Genomic DNA, 15,360 nt, shown 5'->3' with positions numbered 1-15,360 from the left:
GGTAATTTCCCTGTGCGCCATTTCTGTCTAGTGGTAAGGCTTGGTTTAAAACACAGCATCCACAATAATTTTGACTGCAATACCTGCCAGCAACAGCATAATGAGATTATCAAACCAGCGGTGCGGTAGGCGTTTGCCGAGCTGTGCGCCGATGGGCATGGCGGCGAGAATTACGAATAGTGCTATAAAGCTGTAAAGCGTACGTTCCAGTGTGAGTATTTCCGCACTCAGCAGCGCGGGTATTTGCACGCAGGTGATAGCAACAAAAAACACAGAGATGGAGCCGATGAATACGCGGCGCTCCAATTGCATTGCGTTTAGAAACGTCACAGATGCGGGTGCTGACATGCCCGCCGCGCCTTGCAGAACGCCAGCGAGCAAACCGACAGGCAGCACGATGCGGTTGGCAGTCGCGAAAGGAAGGGCGATCGTTCGCCTAGCTATTTTGATGATCAAATAGAGCACGATCGACGCGGCCACCCCAAGCGATAAAAGAGTGGGTGATAACACGACTAAGCCCCATGTGCCCAGCACAATGCCTAGCCCGCCAGAAAGAGAGAAGGCGGCGAGAAAACGCAGCGGTAACAAATGGTGCCGATATTGCCATACTTGTAAAATGTTGCTGAACAAATTGGGGGCTATTAACACGGCAATAGCCAGCTTCACGTCGTAGAGCATGGTGAGTACAGGGACTACGATGACTGGCACGCCAGACCCGATGGCACCTTTGATGATACCTGCTGCAATCAGCGTTAAAAGAGCAATAATCACGGGGAATTTCCTAATGTATCAGGCGCAGCGCGACTGGGTTGCGCCTGATAAAGGCTGTGCTTGCTAAATTAGTTACTTGAGAACATAGCAGGGTGTATATGCTTGTCCATCAAGTTTCATACGTCCTTGGGCGACAAATGAGGTTAATAGCTCGTCTAAGCGCTGCATGAGTTCTGGTTCAGCAGTTAACTCAAAAGGTCCATGGGCTTCAATTGCTCGAATCCCTGGCTCTTTAACGTTACCCGCCACAATGCCAGAAAAAGCACGCCGCAAGTTGGCCGCTAGTTCATGGGTAGGCTGCTGACGATGAAGCGCTAGACCACGCATAGCTTCGTGGGTGGGCTCGAAGGGCGCCTGAAAGTCACGTGCAATGGTAAGACGCCAGTTGTAGTAAAAAGCGTCCTGATGCGTGCGACGGAAGTCTGCAATCTCGTCAATTTCTTCACGCATTTTACGTGCGACGGCCACAGGGTTGCCGGTAATAATCGTGTAGTAGCGGCGGATATCCTCGCCCAGCGTATAAACTAAGAATTCATCGATTTTCTGGAAGTACTCGGCGGAATCAGCTGGACCAGTAAACACGAGTGGGTAGGGAATATCGTGATTGCTTGGATGCAGCAGAATTCCCAGTAGGTAAAGAATTTCTTCTGCAGTACCCACCCCTCCGGGGAAAACAATAATACCGTGCCCTAAACGCACGAATGCTTCGAGCCGTTTTTCGATGTCTGGCATGACAACTAGCTCATTAACGATAGGGTTGGGCGCTTCGGCTGCAATGATGCCTGGCTCAGAAATACCTAAATAGCGGCCATCTTTACGACGCTGTTTGGCATGGGCAACGTTAGCTCCTTTCATGGGGCCTTTCATGGCGCCAGGGCCGCAGCCGGTACAGATGTCTAGATCTCGCAAGCCAAGGTGATAACCAACGTCCTTGGTATATTCATACTCTTCTCTGGAAATCGAGTGGCCACCCCAGCACACCACCAAGCTTGGGTCGCGTCCTGGCTTCAGCGTGCCCGCCTTGCGCAGGATATGAAACACGGCGTTAGTTGTGCCTTCACCCGTGGTTAAATCAAACCGCTTGTGGTGTTGGATTTCGTTGTAAACATAAACAATGTCGCGAAGAATGGATGATAAATGTTCGCGTATACCACGAATCATTCGTCCGTCGACAAAGGCTTCGGCGGGCGCATTGGTTAGCTTAAGACGGATGCCTCGGTCTTGCTGTAAGACTTCAATATCAAAGTCTTTGTAGGCTTCCATAATGGCCAAACTATCATCCGTTGGGCTGCCGCAGTTAAGCACCGCGAGTGCACAGCGGCGTAGCAGATCATGCAAGCCACTTTTAGAGGTGCTTTTTAAACGGTTGACCTCATGCTGGGAAAGCACTTCGAGGCTGCCTTCCGGGGAAATAATGCTGGAAATGGTGGCGCGCGGCACTGGGAGTTGCGTCATTAGTCTGGCTGTCCCTAATCATATTGTTAACGAAACCACATACTATCATGGCCTTTACTAACTGAATTCAAGCAATAAGGGTAGTGATGGTCCTTAGCGTCCGTTTAAGAGTCGGATTGTGCTACTCTGTGCTCTCGTTAAGAGCACACGGTGGCTAGTCAAGATGGCGCTTTATTATGTTTAATGCCCAGTATTTTCGGACGTTTATAACGTTAGTGGAAACGGGGAGTTTCACACGAACTGCGCGCCGTTTGGAGATGACGCAGCCTGGCGTCAGCCAGCATATCCGCAAGTTAGAAAGCTATTTAGATAAACCGCTGATAGAGAGAAAGGGCAGAAGTTTTACGCTAACGGAGTCTGGACGAAGGGCTTATGATTATGCGTTGAAGCTATTTGCCGAGCATGAGCAGTTTCGCCATGGTTTAGATGACGACTCGCTGGATAGCGGTGAATGCCGGATTGCATCCCCAGGAAGTGTTGGGTTGATGTTTTATCCTTTTATTCTTGGCCAGCAGCAGATGCACCCCAACTTAACGGTCAATTACAGTTTTGCTTTTAATCACGAAATCGTTAATGACCTGCTTGAAGGCCGCTACGATATTGGCATCGTGACTGAGCAGGTCAACCATACCGAACTGACCTGCACGGTATGGCACAAAGAGCCATTATGTTTAGTCGTGCCTGCTGATTTTGCTGGCAGCACGCTAACCGACCTGATGGGCATTGGTTTTCTTAATTACTACGACGGCATTAATCACGCCAATGCACTGCTGCGCGCCAATTATCCAGACGAATTTCGTTCAATGACGCATTTTCGGCATCAGGGGTTTACTAACGAAGTGAGCATGGTGCTGGATGCGGTCGCGCGAGGGCTAGGTTTTACCGTTGTCTCACGCTTGGTGTTAGAAACCTCTCCTTGGCAACGCCAAGTAAAAGCGTTGGCGTTACCTCAAGGGATTAATGAAGTGCTTTATCTGCTGCGCCGGCGAGATTCGGTCTTGCCGAAACGTTATGAAAAGTTACTGGAGGGGTTTCATCACCAACGCCTGCAAGAAAAAACGCCCCTGGTGCCCGAATAACGAGCGCCAAGGGCGTTTAAGAGACAGGGATGTCTTGTCGTTTAATAGTGTATGCGTTGAGTATTAACGACGGTATTCGTCAATGCTGGGGCAAGTGCAGATAAGTTGCCGATCACCGAATACGTTATCAACGCGGTTAACCGCAGGCCAATACTTTGACGCAGCAACAGCCTCTGTTGGGAAGGCGCCCAGTTTACGGTCATAAGGGCGTTGCCACTCGCTATCCATCAAATCTGCTTGGGTATGAGGGGCATTCACCAACGGGTTATTATCCAGCGGCCAATCACCCTTTTCGACGCGCGCAATCTCTTCTCGAATCGCGATCATGGCATCACAGAAGCGATCAATTTCGTAGAGTGACTCAGACTCTGTAGGCTCGATCATCAGTGTGCCTGGCACTGGGAACGACATGGTCGGCGCATGGAAGCCGTAGTCCATCAGACGCTTGGCAATATCTTCTTCACTGATACCGGAAGCACTCTTGAGCGGACGAATATCGATGATGCACTCGTGGGCGACATTGCCGTTCTGGCCACGGTAGAGAATCGGATAAGCACTCTCTAATCGCTTGGCAATATAATTGGCATTAAGAATAGCCAGCTCTGTTGCTTCGCGAAGCCCACGTGCGCCCATCATCTTAATGTAAGCCCAGGAAATTGGCAGAATTGACGCGCTGCCAAATGCTGCAGCGGAAACCGCACTGTTTTCTGGGTTAACACCATTAATAGGCGTAACCACGTGATTGGAAACAAAGGGAGCAAGGTGAGCTTTGACACCAATCGGGCCCATGCCCGGGCCACCGCCACCGTGGGGTATACAAAATGTTTTGTGCAGATTGAGGTGCGAGACATCGCCGCCGAAGTCACCGGGCCGCGTCAACCCCACCTGAGCATTCATGTTGGCACCATCCACATACACTTGGCCGCCATGCTGATGTACTACCTCGCAAACCTTGCGAACATGGGACTCAAATACACCGTGAGTAGAGGGATACGTGATCATTACGGCAGATAGGCGATCACTGTGTTGCTCGGCTTTGCGCGTTAGATCATCCAGGTCAATGTTGCCGTTGGCGTCACACTCAACTACGACAACGTCCATGCTCAGCATGGCGGCCGACGCTGGGTTAGTGCCGTGGGCGGAGCTGGGGATTAAGCACACATCACGATGAGCTTCACCTTGTGCTGCCTGATAGCGACGAATGGCCAGCAGACCCGCATATTCACCCTGGGCACCCGAGTTGGGTTGCATGGAGATATGGTCATACCCCGTCACTTCCACTAAGAAGGCGGCTAGCTCATCAATCATTTGATGATAGCCCGCCACTTGGTCGCGAGGGGCGAACGGGTGGAGGTGCGCAAACGCAGGCCAGGAGATCGGAATCATTTCACTGGTAGCGTTTAGCTTCATCGTGCACGAACCCAGCGGGATCATGGCATGAGCCAAGGAAAGGTCTTTATTCTCGAGACGCTTCAAATAACGCAGCATCTCGGTTTCGCTGCGATAACGGGTAAACGTGGGGTGTTCCAAAAAGCTGCTTTCACGCCGATACAGCGCAGGAATGCCGCTGAGCTCGTCACTAATGACCTGTCCATCAAGCGCTGCGACGGACAAGCCGTGCTCATCGCCTAACAGCACATCAAACAGCGTCGCGACGTCGTGAGCCGTTGTCGTTTCATCCAGGCTAATGCCCACATCGCCATTGGCGAAGTAATGAAGGTTGATATCATGCGTCATGGCGCGGCCATGAATTTTACCCGCATCTATTTGAGTCAGGCGGAGCGTATCAAACCAGCTGTCGTTCGCTAACGTGACCCCACCTTGCTTAAGGCCTTCCGCTAATAAAGTAGTGAGGCGATGCACGCGGCCTGCAATTTTGCGAAGACCTTCTGCACCATGGTAGGTGGCGTAGAAGCCAGCAATATTTGCTAGTAGTGCCTGAGCAGTACAAATATTGGAGGTCGCTTTCTCGCGGCGGATATGCTGCTCGCGGGTTTGCATGGCCATGCGCAATGCAGTGTTACCGCGGCTATCTTTGGAGACACCAATAATGCGGCCAGGAATCGAGCGCTTTAGCTTATCGGATGTGGCGAAGAAAGCCGCATGCGGTCCACCAAAGCCCATGGGGACACCAAAACGCTGGGAGTTACCGACAACGATATCAGCGCCCATTGCACCTGGTTCTTTAAGCAACACGAGGCTCAATAGATCCGTGGCGACGCACGTCATGATGCCGCGTTCTTTGGCGGCGCTTAGTAGCGGAGAAAGGTCCGTGATGTTGCCACTGGCGGAAGGGTATTGCACCAGGGCACCAAACACATCGTGTTCTGCCAGCGTTTCAGCGGGGCCACTGATTAGCTCAAAGCCAAAAAACTCCGCGCGAGTTTTAATAACGTCTAACGTTTGCGGAAATAGATCATCGGCAACAAAGAAGGTTGTTGACTTACTTTTCTTGTTGCTGCGCTTGCATAGTGCCATCGCTTCCGCTGCAGCGGTCGCTTCGTCCAGCAATGAAGCATTAGCAAGCTCCATGCCGGTTAAATCCATAATGACCTGCTGAAAGTTAAGCAGGCCCTCTAGTCGGCCTTGAGAGATCTCAGGCTGATAAGGCGTATAAGCGGTGTACCAGCCCGGATTTTCCAGCACATTGCGCTGAATGACCGCTGGCATGTGGGTGCCGTAGTAACCTTGGCCGATGTAGCTCTTAGCCACACGATTTTGGCGCGCCAGCTGGCTTAGGTAGTCTAGCGCTTCTGCTTCGCTGCGTGGGTCGTCCAGGGCTAACTCACGGCCAAGGCGGATATCGCTTGGCACGGTTTGCTCAATAAGATCTTCCATGCGCTTCAAATTGAGCGCTTTTAACATAGTGTCGACATCAGCGGGGCTAGGCCCATTGTGGCGTTTGATAAAAGCATCATGGTCGGCCAGTTCGGCCAAACGGCGTGTTTCAAATGGCATGGGAGGGTTCCGAACGTAATGAGAAAACCGCGCAGGGTGAAACTAGAAAGCCTGCTTTACGCAGGCTTTCCGACTAATTAATCGTCTGAACTAAGTGTTGCCTGGTAAGCATCTGCGTCTAGCAACCCGTCAAGGGCTGTGTCTGTCAGGCGCACCTTCATGATCCAACCACCTTCATAAGGCGCTTCATTGACTGTCTCCGGCGAATCTTCAAGCGCCTCATTCACTTCGATAACTTCACCGTTAACCGGCGAGTAAAGGTCAGAAGCCGCCTTAACAGACTCGATAACGCCGAACTCTTGGCCTTTGTTGAGTGCCTGACCGACTTCTGGCAGTTCAACGAAAACAACGTCACCCAGCGCTTCTTGGGCATGATCAGTAATGCCGATAGTGACGGTACCGTCTTGGTGGTCAAGTACCCATTCGTGGCTTGCGGCATAACGAAGATTGGCAGGAAGATTGCTCATGATGATTCCCTTTATGAAACAGTTGTCTGGACAGGAGCATACTAACGCCTGTCGTTCGCCTTGGCGACTATTGGCCAGTTCTAAGTCAGGCGATCTGTGCCCTATGTTAACGTGTTTCCGATCGGAAACAAATTTCTTCAACGCCCCATGGTGGCAAAAAAAACACGTCGTGTTTCCTGATGCTTTATATCTGCTAGTTTTTTTGAAAACAGATGCTTTCTCTACTGAGTTGCGACATGACAATGGATGCGCACTAGGAAAATGGTGTAAAACATGCCAATTATGCGTTTTTTCAAAGCGTGAGACGCGCTATGGTGGAAACGTTTGATAACCTCAGCAGCATAAAACAAGGCAGCTTGACTGCCCGGTACCCATAATAAACGAGCTAACGAACAGGGTAAGGAGAAACACGTGGAAATACTAACCAACCTCCTAGGGGCAATTAACGGTGTCGTTTGGGGCCCGATAATGTTGGTCCTACTGCTAGGCGTAGGGATTTACTTACAGATTGGCTTGAAGCTGATGCCGATTAGAAAGCTTGGTGTGGGTTTCAAGCTCATGTGGAAGGGCCGCGACACTAAGCCTAGCAAAGCAGATGCTGACCAGACGTCTGCTGACCAAGACGGTGAGATTTCACCTTTTGATGCACTGATGACGGCGCTATCCGCGACGATTGGCACAGGTAATATCGCGGGTGTGGCAACGGCTATTGCGCTTGGTGGCCCAGGCGCGGTGTTCTGGATGTGGATCACTGCGTTAGTGGGGATGGCCACTAAATTTTCCGAAGCAGTTCTTGCTGTGCGTTATCGTGAAACCGATAGCACTGGCTACCACGTTGGTGGCCCGATGTTCTATATAAAGAATGGCCTCGGTAAGAAATGGCTCTGGCTGGGTGGGCTGTTCTCATTCTTTGGTGCGGTAGCGGCTTTCGGGATCGGTAATACCGTACAGTCAAACTCTGTAGCGGATGCAATGGACTCTACCTTTGGTGTTCCGCATTGGCTAACCGGCGTAATTATCATGGTGCTGGCGGGGGCTGTTATCCTCGGCGGCATTAAGCGCATTGCAAAAGTAGCCGGTAAACTAGTGCCCATCATGGGGATTGCTTACGTGATTGCCGGGCTGTTGGTCTTGATCGTGAATGCAAGCCAAATTGGTGAAGCGTTTGGTTTGATTTTCTATTACGCCTTTAATCCGATGGCAGCAGCGGGTGGCTTTGCCGGTGCGGCAGTCATGGCTGCTATCCGGTTTGGTGTAGCACGCGGTATTTTCTCTAACGAAGCAGGTTTAGGTAGTGCACCCATTGCACACGCAGCAGCGCAGACCAAAAACCCGGTTCGCCAAGGCCTCATCGCCATGCTGGGTACCTTTATCGATACGATTGTCGTTTGTACCATTACGGCACTGGTTATTTTGACCTCCACAGTATGGATTGATGGTGAGGCGGGTGCATCGCTGACGGCACTTTCGTTCGATGCTGCCTTGCCCGGTTTTGGTAACCAGATTGTTGCGATTGCCCTGGCTGTGTTTGCCTTCACCACGATTCTTGGCTGGTCTTTCTACGGCGAGAAGTGCTGTCAGTTCCTGTTCGGTACACGTTCGATTATGCTGTATCGCGTGCTGTTCGTTCTGGCAATCCCGCTGGGTGCTATCGCGCAGCTTGGTTTTATTTGGCTGATGGCTGATACCTTTAACGCTATGATGGCCATTCCGAACTTGATCGCGTTGGCGCTACTTTCGCCAGTGGTATTCAAACTTACCCGTGATTACTTTGCAGGCAAAGACGTGCTGCCAGGTGAAGCGCTGGATCATGATAAGTAAGCCCTATTCAACGTAATATGGGCCGATAAGATGTAATAGAGCCGGGAAGCCAGTCATGGCTTCCCGTTTCTCTTTCTCGACCGAGGAAATCCCATGACCGACCTTAAACAGACGCCACTTCATGAATTGCATCTTTCGCTAGGAGCCAAAATGGTTCCCTTTGCGGGTTATGACATGCCGGTGCAATACCCATTGGGTGTCAAAAAAGAGCATGAGCACACGCGTCAACAATGTGGGCTGTTTGATGTTTCTCACATGGGCCAAATAGCGGTTTCTGGCGACAATGTTGCTGAGGCGCTTGAGTCACTCATCCCAGCAGACCTAGTGGGGTTAAGCAAAGGTGAGCAGCGCTATGGACTATTAACCGGGACTGATGGCGGTATTATCGATGATCTAATGGCCGTCAATGCAGGTGATCATTTTTATCTGGTCGTCAATGCTGCTTGCAAAGAGCAGGATATTGCCCATCTGCGCACCAATCTTTCTGCTACACATCACATAGAGGTACTCGACCGTGGGCTACTGGCTCTGCAAGGCCCGCAAGCCCGCGATGTCATGGAACGTCTGTGCCCCCAAGCGTGTGAGTTAACGTTTATGCAGCATGGCCGCTTCACGATGGCGGGGCAGGAAGTCTGGATTAGTCGTAGCGGTTACACCGGTGAAGATGGCTTTGAAATATCAGTGGCTTCTGATGCATGCCAGGCATTGGCAGAGCAGCTGTTAGCTGAACCCGAAGTTGAAGCAATTGGCTTGGGTGCGCGCGACTCGCTTCGCCTAGAAGCAGGGCTGTGTTTGTACGGGCACGATATGGATATGACAACGACGCCTGTAGAAGCTGGGCTTATTTGGGCGATTGGTAAGCCTCGCCGACAGGCTGGGGAGCGTCCGGCAGGTTTCCCAGGGGCGGAGCTTATTCTGCACCAAGTAGCCGCGAAAGATCACACGCGTAAGCGGGTAGGGCTAGTGGCAGAAGGGCGTGCACCAGTAAGAGAGGGCGCGCTTTTAGTTGATGCAAAGGGCAATGAAATTGGTGTTGTGACTTCCGGTGGCTTTGGGCCAAGTGTTGGTAAGCCAATTGCCATGGGGTACGTGGGGCGTGAATGGGAAGCGCCGGAGACCACAGTTTATGCGTTGGTGAGAGGTAAACAGCTGCCGATGGTGGTGACACCAACTCCGTTTGTGAAGCCAGGCTATTATCGCGGCTAACACCGCCACTGTTCATGAAAAAAGCCCCTGAAATTCAGGGGCTTTTTTTACTTCATCTTAATACTTGTCGGGGGGCGATAGGTTTTCCGCCTTGGCGCAGGTCAAAAAGCAGGTCGTAGCGCTGTGAGGCACTGCTTTGGCCGACATCACAAAGTGGGTCGCCTGTACTCACTTGCTGGCCGACACGGACTAAAATGCGTTCGCACAGTGCGTAGACGGTTTGTAAGTTATCCGCATGATGAATAATGACAACTTCGCCAAGCTGGCGCATTCCATCAGCAAAACGCACTTCACCTGGCGCGACTGCTTGGGCTTTGGCACCGGCTTGGGTGGCCAGTAGCATAGGTTGAAGCGTACCACGGCTATCGGCACCAAAACGGCGCACAATCCGATAGTCCTCTAAGGGCCAAGGCCAACGACGTGCAGATGCAGGCAAGCTTGCGCTTGGCGTCGGTGCTGGCTGGCTAGTGCTGGAACTGCTGGCGCTGCTTGAGGTGGTGCTGCTACTCAGCGGTACACTGACAATTTGGCCAACTCTGAGCGCTGTGGGAGAGGTGCCAGGATTGGCACTCTGCATACGCCCTGATGTGGTGCCAAAATGGCGCGCGATACTTGAATAGGTATCGCCAGGCCGAATCTGGTAGCGATAGGGCCCGCCAGAGGGCGCTCGCTCTTGCTGGGTAGGTATTAATAGACGTTGTCCAACGTTTAAGCGTTGAGCATTTGTTCCAGGGTTGAAGCGTTCAAGACGTTCCAGTGGAACGTTTGCCCGGTTGGCAAGTTTTCCCAGCGTATCGCCACGCTGTACCGCTACCCATTCACCATTTATTTGACCGGCAGTGCTACTGGGCACAGGGTTGTTTTGATCATTTGAAGAGGGAGAACCAGCACATCCCGCTAACAACGTTGCTAGCAAACAGGCCGCTAACCATCGAGCTAGTCGTGATTGGTTTGCTTGGCTAGCAAGGCGTCTTTTTCCTGCCAGAGTGAATTGATCCATGCGTGGAACCGTTCCTTGTGCTGCTGTTCTTCGTGATAGTTGGCTTCGTTCATCCATTGGGGAATAGCGAGTTGCCTTGCGTTAAGTGTGATGCAAGCCTCTTTTCCGCATAGAAAACCCCAGAAAGTTGGCGTTGGGTTTTCATAGCTGATGGTGACATCCAAAATGCCATCCAGTTTGTCACCAAGCAGGCTAAGCACCTGAGAGACACCGCCAGCCTTGGGTCTCAGTAAGTGCCGAAATGGGCTTTGCTGTTTTTCCCGTTTTGCTACGGTAAAGCGTGTCCCCTCGACAAAATTAAATATTGCAATGGGGGCATTTCTAGCTTGCCGACAAACGCGCTCAGTTGACTCACGGTCGATAGTGGCGAGTTTAGGGTTTTTGGCAAGTTGCTCTCGACTGAAGCGCCGCATAAAAGGGAATTCTAACGCCCAAAATGCCAGTCCGACGATAGGAATCCAAATTAACTGATGTTTCAAAAAGAACCGGGGCATTGGAATGCGGCGATGCAATGCCATAAAAAGAATGAAGATATCTGTCCAACTGCGGTGGTTTGAAATAACCAGCCACCATTGATGTGGGCTGAGTGAATCCGGAATGCTGATGTTTACATCAGGCTTGATCCACCGGCGCATCCACCACAGATTTGCGCCAATCCAATTGAGCGCAACGCGGCACAGACCATCAAAAATTCTCTGTTTTTGATGTCGTCCTGGGGTTATGACTTTTAACAGCGTTAACAAAATGAGTGGCACGCCCCAAAACAGTGTCGTTAGCGTCAGCAGCAACAGGCTGACGACTCCTTTGGCAGTAGACATACCACAGTTCCTTTTACGTATGATGACACCAGTGGTGCAATTTTAGCGCTAGGTGACCAATTTATAGGCAACCCCGCGTAAATGCTAAAGGATCACGCCCACGCTGCCCAGTATATTACCAAACCTTAGCATGCTTAATGGATGTGCTAGGGCATCAGTGTCGGTGTGTTGATACCTTCGATTAGCACTTTGCTCAGAGCCTGTGCCGCGACAGATAACTCATGATGCGTCAGTATCCCCACTCGGCAGGCAATGCCTGGTGAGGTTAAGGGAACGCAACGAGCGCCGAGTTGGTGCATTTGCTGAATACACATTGAAGGCACGGCACTTACGCCTAAGCCATCGGCCACCATTCTACCAACGGTTGAGAGCTGATGGCTTTCAAAAGCGACCGGTAAGTCAATGTGTTGTTTGGCAAGTCCTTGCTCTAACAATCTACGCACCATTGATGGGCGTTGAAGGGTAATAAAATCCTGTTGTAACAAGGTGGCCCAGCTCAGTGTGTTGGCCTGGGCCAATCCTGATTGGGGGGGGACGACAGCGATAAATTGATCTTCAAAGAGTGGCGTAAACGTTAAGCTGCCGGTTCCTTCGGGTAAAAAGGCAATGCCGATTTCCACTTGGCGAGAGCGCACCATGTCGATGACTTCTTCGTTGATAACATCATGGACAGTAATATTGATCTTAGGATATTGCCGACGGAAGGTAACCAGGGCGCTGGGCAGTAAATTACACGCAAAAGAGGGCATGGCTGCTACGCTTAAACGGCCAAGCTGGAGAGTGAAGCGTTGGCGCAGTCGCTCTTCAGTATTATCCCACTGAGCAAGCAAATGCTTCGCCAGTGGGATAAGGGTTTCACCCTCAGGTGTGAGTCGGACGCTACGGGTACTGCGTATCAACAGCTTTCCCCCCAGCGAATCTTCAAGCCCTTTGATGGCCAAGCTGAGCGCTGGCTGAGACAGGTGCAGGCGCTCACAGGCTTGGGTAAAGCTCAGAGTTTGGGCTACCGCCAGAAAAGCGCGAAGTTGCTTAACGGTCATACGGACCCTTTAATAAGTTTTTTATATAAATTGATAAGAAAAACAAACTTAACAAATATATCATCTGGTACAACACTGGCTATACAGATCCAACCGCATCATAACGACGCGTGCAACGTACCACCGATAATAATGCGAGGCATAACAATGGCAGGATTTGACAAGCGTGTATCTTCCTATGAGGAAGCGATGGAAGGTATCGAAAGTGGCATGACCGTTATTGCTGGCGGTTTTGGCCTTTGCGGCATTCCTGAAAATTTGATCGCTGAGATTAAACGTCGGGCTGTCACTGACCTCACGGTAGTATCTAACAATTGCGGTGTTGATGGTTTCGGGCTAGGTGTGCTGCTCGAAGATCGTCAGATTCGTAAAATTCTCGCTTCTTATGTTGGCGAGAACGCAATGTTTGAACAGCAAATGCTTAACGACGAAATTGAAGTTGTGCTAACACCCCAAGGCACGCTGGCCGAGAAAATGCGCGCCGGTGGTGCGGGTATCCCCGCATTCTATACCGCCACAGGTTACGGAACACCTATTGGTGAAGGTAAAGAGGTGCGTGAATTTAACGGCCGCCACTATATTTTAGAAGAAGCCATTACCGGTGATTTCGCGATTGTTAAAGGCTGGAAAGCAGATCGCTACGGCAACGTCATGTATCGGCATACGGCACAGAACTTCAATCCCATGGCAGCCACTGCTGGAAAAATAACGGTTGTAGAAGTTGAGGAAATTGTTGAACCAGGTGAATTGGAGCCAAGCCAGATCCATACCCCCGGTATCTATGTGGATCGCATTATTCAAGGCTCATTCGAGAAGCGCATCGAAAAACGCACGGTACGTAGCTGATCGCTCTCTGGTTTAGACATTTTCACTCAATAAGAGGTATACACCATGGCTTTAACACGTGAGCAAATGGCACAGCGCGTTGCGCGTGAACTTGAAGACGGCTTTTACGTCAATTTAGGTATCGGCATACCTACGCTGGTTGCCAACTATGTGCCTGACGGCATTGATGTCATGCTGCAGTCCGAAAATGGACTGCTAGGTATGGGGCGTTTTCCCACTGAGGAAGAAGTTGATGCTGATATGATCAACGCCGGTAAGCAGACAGTCACCGCTCGTCCTGGGGCTGCTATTTTCTCTTCAGCAGAATCATTCGCGATGATTCGTGGCGGTCACGTGGATCTGACCGTGCTGGGGGCTTTTGAAGTGGACCAAGAGGGAAATATTGCGTCATGGATGGTGCCAGGCAAGCTCATCAAAGGGATGGGCGGCGCGATGGATTTGGTTGCTGGCGCAGAAAACATTATCTGTACCATGACGCACGCCTCGAAACACGGTGAGTCCAAGTTACTGGAAAAGTGCACGCTTCCTCTAACAGGGGCAGGTTGCATCAATCGCGTATTGACCGACCTGGCTTATTTGGAAATTAAAGACGGTGCTTTTATTCTCAAAGAGCGTGCCCCGGGTGTCAGTGTTGAAGAAATTATTGAAAAAACAGCTGGCAAGCTGATTGTGCCCGATCACGTTCCTGAAATGACGTTTGACGCTGAATAAACTCTTAGCAGGCGTGAGCTAATCAGCTCACGCCATTTCACAGCGGGTGTGGAAAGGTAGCAGGATTTCAGCAATACGCTCATGGTCGTCACCGACATGTTTTTGCACGAGTGCTAGTCCCCCCAGACAAAGACGATGCTCATCGCCTGAGCTGAAAACGATTTTTTGTGGCATTGCAGGATAAAATCGATGCTCAAGTAACGGTGACACGGAAAATACGCCGTTTTGTTGCCCCTCAAAACTGGGCATGCCGCATGCTTCAAGCTGACTATGCAAGGTGTCTAGGGGCTCGCCAATCGTTGAGCAGTCGAAACCTGCGTGGTGCAGTCTAGGGCCCATGATCGCTAGCCAGGCAGCGAGGGGATGTGCCTGTTGTAGCTGCTGATAGAGCGCCCAAGAGGGCATTGGCCATGGGCGTCCTCGGCTTAGTAAATTTTGCCCTTGGCAATCGGCTGGATGGCTTTGTAGCACGAGCTGCGTTAATGCTTCGCGGGGTGCTTTTGAAAGCGTACCCAGCTGCAACTCTGCTAATACCAGCCAACTGCTATTGTCATTAGGTGCAAGTAAATGCACCAAAAGGCCTTTATCTGCCATAGCGTAATGGCCAACTGATCGGTAGCCCATATGTGCAAGGCTGGTGTTGAGCTCGCTAGCAGCAAAGGGACCATGATTTAGCGTCACCAAGGTCAAATACTCGGCTGACGTACTTAGTGGCCACAATCTTAGTCCGCCAAGGTCTGGGTGTGTATGTATGTAGTCCAGCCAAAGCTGTTGAACAAACTCCTCTCGCTGCATTGGGATACCCTCGCCGCCTAATCGAACGTCACATGAACTGTCATATAAGCTGTGATACTTCAGTATAGGCAAGCGAAGATTTGGTTGTTCAACGGGTGTAAACGTCAGTTTTAACGCCTGGGTTAAGAAGCCAACAGCTGCTGTTGGCGCACAAAATGGTCGAACTCAGTAAAACCGCCGATGTGCTGTTGGTCAACAAACACTTGGGGGACGGTATGAATAGGCTTGCCAGCTGTTTTTGCAATATCTTCCTTGGTAACGCCTTCTGAAGGCATATCAACGTAGCGGTAGCCTTCTATCTTTCCGTTACTCTCTAAATGCTCTGCGAGATGCTTTGCGCGTACGCAGAAGGGGCATGACATGCGGCCAAAAATTACCACAAACATCGTAGAA

14 protein-coding genes are annotated in these 15,360 nt (G+C 51.0%); 5 read left to right on the top strand and 9 right to left on the bottom strand.

Going from position 1 to position 15,360, the window contains the following annotated elements; translation table 11 throughout:
• Positions 1 to 45: 45 nt before the first annotated feature.
• Both CEK60_RS07105 and ppnN read right to left on the bottom strand, forming a co-directional pair.
• On the bottom strand, positions 46 to 771 hold the full coding sequence (locus CEK60_RS07105) for a sulfite exporter TauE/SafE family protein (RefSeq protein WP_089038430.1): 726 nt from the start codon (positions 769 to 771) through the stop codon (positions 46 to 48).
• A 72-nt stretch (positions 772 to 843) separates the two neighbouring features.
• On the bottom strand, positions 844 to 2,226 hold the full coding sequence (ppnN, locus tag CEK60_RS07100) for a nucleotide 5'-monophosphate nucleosidase PpnN (protein ID WP_089038429.1): 1,383 nt from the start codon (positions 2,224 to 2,226) through the stop codon (positions 844 to 846).
• A gap of 176 nt (positions 2,227 to 2,402) precedes the next feature.
• On the opposite strand from ppnN, the gene CEK60_RS07095 reads away from it, so the two are divergent.
• The gene (locus CEK60_RS07095; protein ID WP_038484441.1) at positions 2,403 to 3,305 is read left to right on the top strand and encodes a LysR family transcriptional regulator; all 903 of its coding nucleotides are present in this window, start codon (positions 2,403 to 2,405) and stop codon (positions 3,303 to 3,305) included.
• A 63-nt stretch (positions 3,306 to 3,368) separates the two neighbouring features.
• On the opposite strand, the gene gcvP is transcribed toward CEK60_RS07095, so the two are convergent.
• Complete coding sequence (gcvP, locus tag CEK60_RS07090; protein WP_089038428.1) at positions 3,369 to 6,263, bottom strand: aminomethyl-transferring glycine dehydrogenase; 2,895 nt, start codon at positions 6,261 to 6,263, stop codon at positions 3,369 to 3,371.
• 77 nt (positions 6,264 to 6,340) lie between these two features.
• A complete protein-coding gene (gcvH, locus tag CEK60_RS07085) occupies positions 6,341 to 6,730 on the bottom strand; it encodes a glycine cleavage system protein GcvH (RefSeq protein ID WP_089038427.1) in 390 nt (129 codons plus the stop codon).
• Positions 6,731 to 7,141: 411 nt separating this feature from the next.
• Between gcvH and CEK60_RS07080 the strand changes: the two genes are divergently transcribed.
• Positions 7,142 to 8,551 (top strand): alanine/glycine:cation symporter family protein, encoded by a 1,410-nt coding sequence (locus CEK60_RS07080; RefSeq protein WP_089038426.1) that lies wholly within the window; start codon positions 7,142 to 7,144, stop codon positions 8,549 to 8,551.
• 93 nt (positions 8,552 to 8,644) lie between these two features.
• Positions 8,645 to 9,757 carry a glycine cleavage system aminomethyltransferase GcvT gene (gcvT, locus tag CEK60_RS07075; protein ID WP_089038425.1) on the top strand — a complete coding sequence of 371 codons (1,113 nt, stop codon included), beginning with the start codon at positions 8,645 to 8,647 and terminating at the stop codon, positions 9,755 to 9,757.
• Between the two features lie 52 nt (positions 9,758 to 9,809).
• Here gcvT and CEK60_RS07070 read toward each other — a convergent pair whose 3' ends face one another.
• From CEK60_RS07070 to CEK60_RS07060, 3 genes are all read right to left on the bottom strand, one after another.
• Entirely contained in the window at positions 9,810 to 10,757 is a 948-nt protein-coding gene (locus tag CEK60_RS07070) for a LysM peptidoglycan-binding domain-containing protein (protein ID WP_446718654.1), read from the bottom strand.
• Positions 10,694 to 11,575, bottom strand: a complete 882-nt coding sequence (locus tag CEK60_RS07065) for an acyltransferase (protein ID WP_089038423.1) — start codon at positions 11,573 to 11,575, stop codon at positions 10,694 to 10,696. Before CEK60_RS07065 ends, CEK60_RS07070 begins: the two co-directional genes overlap by 64 nt.
• A gap of 146 nt (positions 11,576 to 11,721) precedes the next feature.
• On the bottom strand, positions 11,722 to 12,615 hold the full coding sequence (locus CEK60_RS07060) for a LysR family transcriptional regulator (protein WP_089038422.1): 894 nt from the start codon (positions 12,613 to 12,615) through the stop codon (positions 11,722 to 11,724).
• 147 nt (positions 12,616 to 12,762) lie between these two features.
• Here CEK60_RS07060 and CEK60_RS07055 point away from each other — a divergent pair, with 147 nt between their 5' ends.
• Complete coding sequence (locus tag CEK60_RS07055) at positions 12,763 to 13,461, top strand: CoA transferase subunit A (protein WP_009724478.1); 699 nt, start codon at positions 12,763 to 12,765, stop codon at positions 13,459 to 13,461.
• A gap of 45 nt (positions 13,462 to 13,506) precedes the next feature.
• Positions 13,507 to 14,172, top strand: a complete 666-nt coding sequence (locus CEK60_RS07050; RefSeq protein WP_038484421.1) for a CoA transferase subunit B — start codon at positions 13,507 to 13,509, stop codon at positions 14,170 to 14,172.
• 27 nt (positions 14,173 to 14,199) lie between these two features.
• Here CEK60_RS07050 and CEK60_RS07045 read toward each other — a convergent pair whose 3' ends face one another.
• Both CEK60_RS07045 and CEK60_RS07040 read right to left on the bottom strand, forming a co-directional pair.
• A complete protein-coding gene (locus CEK60_RS07045; RefSeq protein ID WP_089038421.1) occupies positions 14,200 to 14,967 on the bottom strand; it encodes a DUF1338 family protein in 768 nt (255 codons plus the stop codon).
• Between the two features lie 122 nt (positions 14,968 to 15,089).
• The gene (locus tag CEK60_RS07040; protein ID WP_038484415.1) at positions 15,090 to 15,353 is read right to left on the bottom strand and encodes a GrxA family glutaredoxin; all 264 of its coding nucleotides are present in this window, start codon (positions 15,351 to 15,353) and stop codon (positions 15,090 to 15,092) included.
• Between the last annotated feature and the right edge of the window lie 7 nt (positions 15,354 to 15,360).

Origin of the sequence: Halomonas sp. N3-2A, from assembly GCF_002216165.1 — a bacterium.
In the GTDB taxonomy this organism is placed as follows: domain Bacteria; phylum Pseudomonadota; class Gammaproteobacteria; order Pseudomonadales; family Halomonadaceae; genus Vreelandella.
This window is presented reverse-complemented; position numbering and strand designations above follow the sequence as displayed.